The organism is Peterkaempfera griseoplana (assembly GCF_001418575.1).
GTDB classification, from domain to species: Bacteria; Actinomycetota; Actinomycetes; order Streptomycetales; family Streptomycetaceae; genus Peterkaempfera; species Peterkaempfera griseoplana.
Window position 1 is genome coordinate 1 of the sequence record NZ_LIQR01000510.1, and the last position, 6,862, is coordinate 6,862.

The window sequence follows — 6,862 nt, forward strand, 5'->3', positions numbered from 1 at the left end:
GGGCGGCCTGGTGGACGGCCTCGCCGGCGGCCTCACCGGCCGGAGCACCACGCCCGGCACCACCGGTACCGCCACGGCCGGCTCCACCACGGCGGGAGGCCCCTCCTCCTCCCCCAACGGCAAGCCCGGTCTCACCGTCCCCCCGCTGATCCCCGGTCTGCTCCCCGGCCTGGGGCTCAACCTGGGCTGAGGCCCCACGACGGCACGGGGCCGCCGCCCGCACCACGCGGGCGGCGGCCCCGTTCGCCGTGTCCCCGGGCGCGCGCCCGAGGGCTCAGAAGAACACCGAGCGGCGCTGCACCAGAAGCCGATAGAGGGTGTGCTGGATGGTCTCCCGCACCTCGTCGGTGAGGTTGAAGACCAGCATCGGGTCGTCGGCCGCCTCCGGCGGGTGGACGTCCGTGGAGATGGGCTCACCGAACTGGATCGTCCACTTGGTGGGCAGCGGCACGGCCCCCAGCGGCCCCAGCCAGGGGAAGGTCGGGGTGATCGGCACATAGGGCAGGCCCAGCAGCCTGGCCAGGGTCCTGGCGTTGCCGATCATGGGATAGGTCTCCTCGGCCCCCACGATCGAGCAGGGCACGATCGGCACCTGGGCGCGCAGTGCGGACGCCACAAAGCCGCCCCGGCCGAACCGCTGCAGCTTGTACCGCTCGGCGAAGGGCTTGCCGATGCCCTTGAAGCCCTCCGGCCAGACGCCCACCACCTCGCCGCGCTCCAGCAGCCGCTGGGCGTCCTCGTTGCACGCCAGGGTGTGCCCGGCCTTGCGGGCCAGCTCGTTGACCCCGGGCAGCACGAACACCAGGTCCGCGGCGAGCATCCGCAGATGGCGGTGGGCCGGGTGGTGGTCGTGGATGGCCACATGGGTCATCAGCGCGTCCAGCGGCACCACCCCGGAGTGGTTGGCGACGATCAGCACCCCGCCCTCGGCCGGGATGTTCTCCACGCCGCGGACCTCCACCCGGAAGTACTTCTCCGCCAGCGGGCGCAGCAGCGAGAGGAAGACCTCCTCGGTGAGTTCCCGGTCGAAGCCGAACTCGTCCACCTCGTAGTCACCGGTGATCCGGCGGCGCAGGAACGCCAGGCCGTTGGCGGCCCGGCCCTCCCAGCCCCGGCCCAGCAGCCGCTGGGCGACGCCGCCGAGCGGCCCGGACAGGGCCTGGCCCACCGTGTCGGCGATCCGGCCGGCGACGGCCGCCGTACGATCCGGGGCCTCCCCGGCCGAGGGGTCCTGACCCCGCCGGGCGTCCCGGGGCGGTGAGGGCAGCGCCGAGAGCGGCGAGGGCCGGCGCCCGCCGGTGCGGCCCCCGGCCTCCTCCCCGAACGCCGCTGCCGGCTGCGCCGCGCTGCCGCCGCGGGCCGAGTCGATCGGGATGACCTTGGCGTCGCCCATGGCGTACTCCCTCGCGGTGCTCATCGCAGGTCCAGCTCCAGTGTGCCCGGCGCCGGAGCGGCCGGGCCCGAGGGCTCCGGCGGCGTCGGCTGCGTGGTGTGCGGCCGTCCGGCCGGGGGCAGCAGCCCGGCCAGCCGGTCGGCGGCGGCGGTGAGCCGCTCCGGCGGGAGCAGCCCGGGTGCGCGGTGCGCGGCGAAGTCGGCGAAGGCCTCGGCGGTGGTGCGCCGGGGCCGGTAGCCGAACGTCTCGTGAAGCTGTGTCACATCGACCACCCGGCCGTGGGTCAGCAGCCGGATCTGCTCCGGCGAGAAGTCCGCCACCCGGGTCTGCCGCACCACTCCGGCCACCCAGTTGATGGCCGGCAGGAGCAGCGGCACGGTGGGGCGGCCGAGGCGGCGGGCGCACTGGGAGAGCAGCAGCACCCCTTCGCCGGCGACATTGAAGGTGCCGCTGTTGGTGGTGCCGCGGCGGGCGTCGAGGGAGGCGAGCCGCAGTACCTCCACCGCGTCGTCCTCGTGGACGAACTGCAGCCGGGGGTCGTAACCCAGCACGGTCGGCAGTACCGGCAGCGAGAAGTACCCGGCGAGCGGCGTGTCGGCGGCGGGGCCGATGATGTTGGCGAAGCGCAGCACACCGACCGCCACGTCCGGGCGGCGGCGGGCGAACCCGCGGACGTACCCCTCGACCTCCACCGCGTCCTTGGCGAAGCCGCCAGAGGGCAGCGTCTTGGGCTGCATCCGTTCGGAGAAGACCGCCGGGTCGCGAGGGGCGGAGCCGTAGACGCTGGTGGTGGACTTGACCACCAGGCGCTGCACGGTGGGGGACTTCTGACAGGCACCCAGCAGCTGCATGGTGCCGATGACGTTGGTCTCCTTGACCGTGCCCCGGCCGCCGGAGCCCAGCGAGGTGGCGCTGACCTGCATATGGACCACGGTGTCCACCGAGTACTCGGCGATCACCCGGGCCACTGCCGGGCGCCGGATGTCGGCGCGGACGAAGACATAGTCGGCGACACGGTCCCGCCGCCCGTCGGCGGCCGCCCGGTCCGGGGCCTGCGGCGGATCGATGTCGTACGCGGGCGGCTGGAGGTCGACGCCGACCACGAGGTCGACGTCCGGCTCCTGCCGGATCGCCCTGACGAACCTGGCCCCCAGCTGGCGGGCCACTCCGGTGACGAGCACGACCTTCCCCAAGGCGCCAGCCCTCCCGTCAGAAATACGCTGCCCGTCCTGGCACCGTATCGCTTTGTCGTTGCCGGGGAATGTCCCGGCATGACCGTGTGGCCCCGATCACCCCGGTCGGCGGCATGGCGGCAGGGGTCCCGGGCCCGGCCGGAGAGTGCGCCCGGGAGCGGCCGTGAACGCACGGACGCCCGCTCCGACCGTGGTCGGTGCGGGCGTCCGGTGGATCGGGGCGCTGTTACTTCTTGTTGCGCCGCTGCACACGCGTCCGCTTCAGCAGCTTGCGGTGCTTCTTCTTGGCCATACGCTTGCGGCGCTTCTTGATGACAGAGCCCACGGAACAACCCTCGCTCACTGGGACTCTCTCGCGACCGCGGCGCGGTGCTCTGGAGTCCGAATACGACTGACGGAAGCCCTAGCCTACCTGCCGCACCGCGCGCGCCGTAATCGAGTCGCACACACGCGGTGCGCCAGGTCCTTCCGCTGAGCCGGATGCGCTGCGCCTCGGGCGTCCTACGCGGTCTCGCGCCCCACGTAGGACTCTCGCAGATAGTCGTGGACCGCCTGCTCGGGGACCCTGAAGGAACGGCCCACCCGGATGGCGGGCAGCTCCCCGCTGTGCACCAATCGGTACACGGTCATCTTGGACACTCGCATCACCGCGGCCACCTCTGCCACGGTCAAGAAGTTGACCTCGTTGAGAGGCCTCTCGCCAGAAGCCATGTCAGCACCGACCTTTCGCATGCCCTGAGCACCGGCTTCCCCTCCGGTGACTGAAGCCAGCGCACGCGTATCCCCAGAGTAGTTGCGGGTGGTACGGGTGGGAAGAGGGGTATGCCGGGGCATCGCTACCGTCGCGACACCGCCGATTGCAGGAGGTGACCGCTCCACGGCTGGTAGCAGGCCGGTCGCGCAGGGTGTCGACGTCCATGGGCGGGATGGGGCCCGCACGGGGCCCGCCGAAGCACTGGGGGCGCACCCGGTGACCGGGTGCGCCTGCGGATGCGCCGGTCGGCGCGCCGCTGCGGGAGTGCGCACCGGCGGTCCGTCAGAACACGCCCGGCGCGGGGCGGACGGGGCATGGCGGTCAGCGCCCGGGTGAGCGGCCGGCGCCCTTCAGGGCAGCAGGCCGAGGAGGGGGAAGCACTCCCGGCGGACCGACAGGATGGCCTGGTCCAGCCGGTCCGCCGGGTCGTAGCCGCTCTCCGCGAAGTCCCGCCAGGCCACGGGATCCCTGCCGTCGGTCATCCGCAGCGGCGCCTGACGGCGGGTGCGGCGGTAGACCTCGGCACGCCACTCCGGCGGGGTGTCTGCCGCCGGGTCGACGGGGCGGCCGGCGGCGACCGCGGTCAGATGGGTCCAGATCCGGGGCACCACCTCCACCACCTCGTAGCCGCCGCCGCCCAGCGCGATCCAGCGGCCGTCCGCGTGCCGGTGGGCGAGGTCGTGCAGGGAGACGGCCAGGGCGCGCTGGGCATCCAGCGACACCGCGAGATGGGCCAGCGGGTCCTCGGCGTGGGTGTCGGCGCCGTGCTGGGTGACCAGCACCTGGGGGCGGAAGGCGGCGAGCAGCTCGGGCACGGTGGCGTGGAAGGCGCGCAGCCATCCGGCGTCCCCGGTGCCGGGCGGCAGCGGCACATTGACCGCGCTGCCGGGGGCGTCCGGGCCGCCGGTCTCGCCCACCCAGCCGGTCTGCGGGAAGAGGGTGGCGGGGGTCTCGTGCAGGGAGACGGTGAGCACCCGGGGGTCGTTCCAGAAGACCTGCTGCACGCCGTCGCCGTGGTGCACGTCGATGTCCACGTAGGCGACCCGCTCGGCGCCCAGCTCCAGCAGCCGGGCGATGGCCAGGGCCGCGTCGTTGTAGATGCAGAAACCCCAGGCCCGCCCGGGCATGGCGTGGTGCAGCCCGCCGGTGAAGTTGACGGCGTGCAGGGAACGGGGCCGGTCGGCGGGGGTGCCGGCCGCCGGCCAGACCGCCTCGGCGGCGGCGACCGACTGCCCGGCGATCAGCGCGGAGGCGGTGTGCATCCCCGGGAAGGCCGGGTTGTCCTCGGTGCCGAGGCCCCGGCGAAGGTGGTGGCGGGAGGGGTCCTGCCAGTGCTCGGCGGTCTCGCGTACGGCGTCGATGTAGGCCTGGTCGTGGACCAGGCGCAGGGTGGAGTCGCCCGCCGGGGGTGCGGCCGCCACGGTGACGCCGGGGGCGTCCGGCAGGCCGAAGGCCTCCACCAGCCGCATGGTGAGGGCGAGTCGCACCGGGTCCATGGGGTGGCCCGGGCCGAAGTCGTACGCGGTGACGTCCTCGTCCCACTGCAGGCGGAGCCCGCAGGGGGACAGGCGGGGCTGGGCGGCGGGGAGGGCGTCGGACATGGCCGCCACGGTAGCGGAGCGGGATCAGCCCACCTCGGTGGGCACGGCGGCGGGCGCCGGCTGCACGGTCGGGGCGAAGGTGCGGGAGACCGCCAGCACCGTGAGCACCAGGACCAGCGGCACGGCCAGCGCGACCCGGTAGGAGCTGGCGTCGCCGACGGCACCGACCAGCGGGGACCCGATCAGGAAGCCCACGTAGTTGAACAGGTTGAGCCGGGCCACCGCCGCGTCCGAGGCCTCGGGGAAGCGCCGTCCGCCCGCGGCGAAGACCTGCGGCACGATGGCGCAGAGGCCCACCCCCAGCAGGGTGAAGCCGAGGATGCCGGTCCAGGGTTCGGGGGCGACGGCCGCGACCGCGAACCCGAGTGCCGAGAGCAGCGCCCCGGCGCGCACCACCGCGACCGCACCCCAGCGCTGCACCCCGGTGTCCCCCAGGGCCCGGCCCAGCAGCATGGTGACCATGTAGGCGTTGTACGGGACGGTGGCCAGCTCCTCCGAGCTGTGCAGGGTGTCCTGGAGGTACTTGGCGCTCCAGTTGGAGACCGTGGCGTCGGCGATGTACGCCGCGGCCATGGCGAAGCAGAGCGGCAGCAGCGGACGCCAGGGTATGGAGCGGCCGGCGGCCTCGGCGGCCTCCTGCTCGGCCCCGGCCAGCTCCCGCGGTCCGGCGTAGCGCAGTGACGCGGCGACGGACACCGGGATCAGCACCGCCGCGGTGCCGCCGAAGAGGCTGAGCAGGGTGAGGTGCCAGTGCGCCCCGGCCCAGGCCAGGGAGGCGCCCATGATGCCGCCGAGGCTGAACGCGGCGTGGAAGCCCAGCATGATGGAGCGGCCGTAGCGGTGCTGGAGGCCGACGCCCAGCATGTTCATGGAGGCGTCCAGGGCGCCGACCATCAGTCCGAAGGCCGCCAGCGACAGGGCCAGTTGCCACAGCGAGTCACCTGCTCCGACGCCCACCAGCGAGAGGCACACCAGCGGCTGCACGGTGCGCAGCACGGCGCGGGCCGAGGTGCGCCGGACGACGTGTTCGGAGGCGATGGAACCGGCCCCGGCGAGCACCGGCACGGCGGCGAGGAAGACCGGCAGCAGGGCGTCGCTGACGCCGTAGCGGTGCTGGATGGCCGGGATGCGGGTGACCAGCAGGGCGAAGGCCACGCCCTGGCAGAGGAAGCTGACCAGCAGGGCGGCGCGTGCCTGCCGGAGCCGTCCGGTGACCTCCATCGGGGCGCCCCCTGCCCGGTCGACTGCGGACCGCTCGGCTACTGGTGGGTATGAGTGCTGGCGCGAGCGTAGGGCCTGGGGCCCGACTTCGGGAGGGGGTGCCGCCGAGGTGATCGCGACGGTTCCCGCAGCGCCGGCGGGGCGCCATCCGTTCTGACGCCATTCAGGTGAGTTGCCATGTTTTGCGCCCTTGGCTGCTTACGGTGAGAGTGAGTGCCGTGGATGTCGGCCCCTCCGAAGAGATGAGGACACGTCGTGGGGATGGTGCGCGCTCTCGGTCCCCAGTTGCTGCACGGCCGCCGGCTCTCGGCCGCCGACCGGACCCTGCAGGAGCTGCTGACGGCGGTCCTGACGGCGCCGCAGCTGCCGGCTGCCGCCTTCTCCCCCGCGCTGCTGGCCCGGGTCCCGGTCGACCGGCTGGAGCTGATGACCGAACAGCTCAGGGAGCGGCACGGGCCCGTGCGGTCCGTCCAGCCGCACCGCGGACTGTGGCGGGTGCAGTGCGCGGACGGCGGCGAGCTGCTCTGGGCCCGGTTGGACGCGGACGGACGGCTCACCTCGCTGGTCCTCGGACCGGCCGCGCTGACGGCCCGCCACGAGGCCGTTCCCGAGCCGGCCCGGCCCAGGGGCCGGACCGCCGTGGACCCGCCGGCCCCCGCCGCCGAACCGGCACCGGCCGCCCCTCCCCCCCCCACCACCG

The 6,862-nt window shown here is 74.0% G+C and carries 6 protein-coding genes and 2 pseudogenes; 2 read left to right on the top strand and 6 right to left on the bottom strand.

The window, feature by feature from the left end; translation table 11 throughout:
* Positions 1-190: pseudogene (locus AOK09_RS31390) on the top strand (DUF5667 domain-containing protein); the annotation flags it as partial.
* Positions 191-274: 84 nt separating this feature from the next.
* On the opposite strand, the gene AOK09_RS31395 reads toward AOK09_RS31390, so the two are convergent.
* From AOK09_RS31395 to AOK09_RS31415, 6 genes are all read right to left on the bottom strand, one after another.
* Entirely contained in the window at positions 275-1,393 is a 1,119-nt protein-coding gene (locus AOK09_RS31395; RefSeq protein WP_055590630.1) for a lysophospholipid acyltransferase family protein, read from the bottom strand.
* A gap of 20 nt (positions 1,394-1,413) precedes the next feature.
* Positions 1,414-2,586 (bottom strand): NAD-dependent epimerase/dehydratase family protein, encoded by a 1,173-nt coding sequence (locus AOK09_RS31400; RefSeq protein ID WP_079063585.1) that lies wholly within the window; start codon positions 2,584-2,586, stop codon positions 1,414-1,416.
* Between the two features lie 226 nt (positions 2,587-2,812).
* On the bottom strand, positions 2,813-2,911 hold the full coding sequence (locus AOK09_RS38470) for a 30S ribosomal protein bS22 (RefSeq protein WP_003948845.1): 99 nt from the start codon (positions 2,909-2,911) through the stop codon (positions 2,813-2,815).
* 176 nt (positions 2,912-3,087) lie between these two features.
* Positions 3,088-3,297: a helix-turn-helix domain-containing protein gene (locus AOK09_RS31405; RefSeq protein ID WP_055590626.1), complete on the bottom strand. Its 210-nt coding sequence runs from the start codon at positions 3,295-3,297 to the stop codon at positions 3,088-3,090.
* A gap of 393 nt (positions 3,298-3,690) precedes the next feature.
* A complete protein-coding gene (locus tag AOK09_RS31410) occupies positions 3,691-4,941 on the bottom strand; it encodes an acetoin utilization protein AcuC (protein WP_055590627.1) in 1,251 nt (416 codons plus the stop codon).
* A gap of 24 nt (positions 4,942-4,965) precedes the next feature.
* Entirely contained in the window at positions 4,966-6,162 is a 1,197-nt protein-coding gene (locus tag AOK09_RS31415) for an MFS transporter (protein ID WP_055590628.1), read from the bottom strand.
* A 261-nt stretch (positions 6,163-6,423) separates the two neighbouring features.
* On the opposite strand from AOK09_RS31415, the pseudogene AOK09_RS43300 reads away from it, so the two are divergent.
* Positions 6,424-6,862 (top strand): annotated as a pseudogene (locus AOK09_RS43300) (hypothetical protein); the annotation flags it as partial.

What these genes read in the sequence shown, in the direction of transcription:
- AOK09_RS31405 (WP_055590626.1), bottom strand. Translation starts at nt 3,297, where the DNA reads ATGGCTTCTGGCGAGAGGCCTCTCAACGAGGTCAACTTCTTGACCGTG.
- AOK09_RS31395 (WP_055590630.1), bottom strand. Translation starts at nt 1,393, where the DNA reads ATGGGCGACGCCAAGGTCATCCCGATCGACTCGGCCCGCGGCGGCAGC.
- AOK09_RS31415 (WP_055590628.1), bottom strand. Translation starts at nt 6,162, where the DNA reads ATGGAGGTCACCGGACGGCTCCGGCAGGCACGCGCCGCCCTGCTGGTC.
- AOK09_RS31410 (WP_055590627.1), bottom strand. Translation starts at nt 4,941, where the DNA reads ATGTCCGACGCCCTCCCCGCCGCCCAGCCCCGCCTGTCCCCCTGCGGG.